Source organism: Gorillibacterium terrae, assembly GCF_051594785.1.
Lineage (GTDB): Bacteria > Bacillota > Bacilli > Paenibacillales > NBRC-103111 > Gorillibacterium.
This window is the reverse complement of sequence record NZ_JBPPGI010000013.1, coordinates 1-2369: the sequence shown is the minus strand read 5'-3', so window position 1 is coordinate 2369 and position 2369 is coordinate 1. Positions and strand designations below refer to the sequence as shown.

Below are 2369 nucleotides of genomic sequence, written 5' to 3'. Positions count from 1 at the left end.
ACAACCTGAGCACCTCTTCGGAGAACCTGACGGCAGCCGAATCCCGGATTCGCGATGTCGACATGGCGAAGGAAATGATGGAACAGACGAAGAACAGTATTCTGGCGCAAGCTTCCCAAGCGATGTTGGCTCAAGCTAACCAACAACCGCAGGGCGTTCTGCAACTGCTTCGTTAATTCAATTAAACCAACCCTACAGGGTTGGTTTAAAAGAATAGCGTGCCATCCGCCGATGACACGCTATTCTTTTTTCATACTTCCTTGGAAATGAGGAGATATACTTGAATCCGTTTCTGTCTTTATGCATGATTTTGAAGAATGAAGAATCAGTTATTGCACGATGCCTGGATTCGGTGGCAGGAATTGTGGATGAAATAGTCATTGTTGATACCGGGTCGGAGGATCGGACGATAGAGATTGCCCGAAACTATACAGATTCAATCTATTCGTTCGAGTGGATCAATGACTTCGCGGCTGCCCGGAATTATGCTTCCGCACAAGCCCATGGAGAATGGATCTTGATCATGGATGCGGATGAATTTGTAGATCGCGAGAATTTACAGGACGTGATCCAGGCTATTCGGCAAGCTCCCGAAGAAGATGACTCTTACAGCGTCAAGATTTTTAATTTTGTAGGTACCTACGGAGAACAAGTTTTTCAACATAGCAATATTCGCATTTACCGAAATCACCGTGGAATCCGTTTTGAGAGAAGTATTCATGAACAATTGGTGGCGGAAGATCACGAGCTCGGCTACCAGGATTGCGGCCTCATCCTGTACCATTCCGGTTACCTGAACAAAACCGTAGACGAGAAGAAGAAGGGTGAACGAAATGCACCATTAGTGAAGAAGGAATTGGAAGTCTCCCGTCACAAGGGATTCGATTACTTTAATCTGGGCAATGAGTATTTTTCGGCCAACAAAATTGAAGAAGCACTGGATGCGTTTAAGCAAGCCTACACCCATAAGAAAGCATTCGAGTATAGCTGGATTGGCATCTGCGTGATCCAAATGATTAACTGCTTGATCCGGCTGGAACGCTATCAGGATGCGCTCGACATCATTCGTGACGGCGAGAAAATCTGGACGAGAACCGCGGACTTTCCCTGCCTAAAAGCAAACGTCTACCTTTTGCAGGACCGATACGAAGACGCCGAGGAGGTCTTAAAGCAACTGCTGTTTTACAAAGATTTATATAATCAACCAATCTTGAATGTGGAATTCACCATGTCCTATCCGCACAAGCTTCTAGGAATCCTTTACGCAAAGAAGAAGGACTACGCCAATTCGGCGAAAAGTTTTATCAATGCTCTTCAATTCAATCGTTTGGACATCAATGTGATCTCTGATTTGATGACATTATTAGCACAATATGGAGCGCCCCATGACTGTGAGGAACTGATTTCTCGTTACAATTGGATGCATGAACGCAAAATTATGCAGGTTATTATTCAAACCTTGCTTGCTAATCACAAACTGGAAACTTGTCTTCAACTAGCGGGTCACCTGCAAGATCCTGTTCTGAAAAAAGGGCTGTCCATAAAGAGGAAACTCCTTCAAGGAAAGTGGAGAGATGCTCTGATCGCGCTTCAGAGCGAGACGGTAGAGAACATCAACCTAATACTCCAATCTGCTTGCCTAACTTATTATGACTTGGTTTTAGTCGGCTTGAACCAAAACAGCATAGCCTTTTTGCAGCTCATTTCCAAACTGGCTCAAGGCGATCATGGCCGTTTCATTTTATTCCTCTTAAAAGAAGAGTCGGGGGAACACATTGAGGACTTCTATCTCTCGCTGCTCGCAACCTGTATTTATTACGAGCAATTCGAAACCTTTGAACAGTTGCTTGAAAGAAGAGGGGAACTGTCTGAAGGGCTGGATTTAAAAATTGGACACCTTTTATATGAGAAAGGCTTCAAGGGAATCGCGGTTGATTTCTACTTGGCAAACGGAATTGACCAGCTTGACCGTATCGGATGTACACATATCATGGAAAGCTTTATTGAAAAGGGCCTTCGAGAAGATTTGCTAGAATTTGCCAATCATTGCTTATACAACGGAAAGCATCATTATTCGGTTATCCGTTTGGCACTTCAAGAGATAGCAGAGCAGAACGAGTTGGATAGAAAGAACAGGCTCATTAAAGAGGCCTTGTCCTTCTATCCGGATAGCAATTGGTTAAAGGGTCAATATAGATTGGCTTAGAATTTTTAATGACCTCTTCATTTCTTTTCTCTCTTTCCCGATATAGGTAGTATAAGCGATTCTCAGGGGCGGCCGACCCTGCGGAACCGCCGAACAGGGCCCACACGGATGTGGACCTACACCCAAACACATGGAGGTAATAACGATGAGAATCAACCATAAC

General features: G+C 44.3%; 2 protein-coding genes. Both read left to right on the top strand.

Annotated features, from left to right (window positions below; all coding sequences use genetic code 11):
• Positions 1-176, top strand: a 176-nt coding sequence (locus ACSEXS_RS22490; RefSeq protein WP_438435487.1) for a flagellin, incomplete at its 5' end; no start/stop codon positions are given.
• A gap of 104 nt (positions 177-280) precedes the next feature.
• Positions 281-2206, top strand: coding sequence for a tetratricopeptide repeat-containing glycosyltransferase family 2 protein (locus ACSEXS_RS22485; RefSeq protein WP_438435486.1), 1926 nt, complete (start codon positions 281-283; stop codon positions 2204-2206).
• Positions 2207-2369 lie beyond the last annotated feature (163 nt).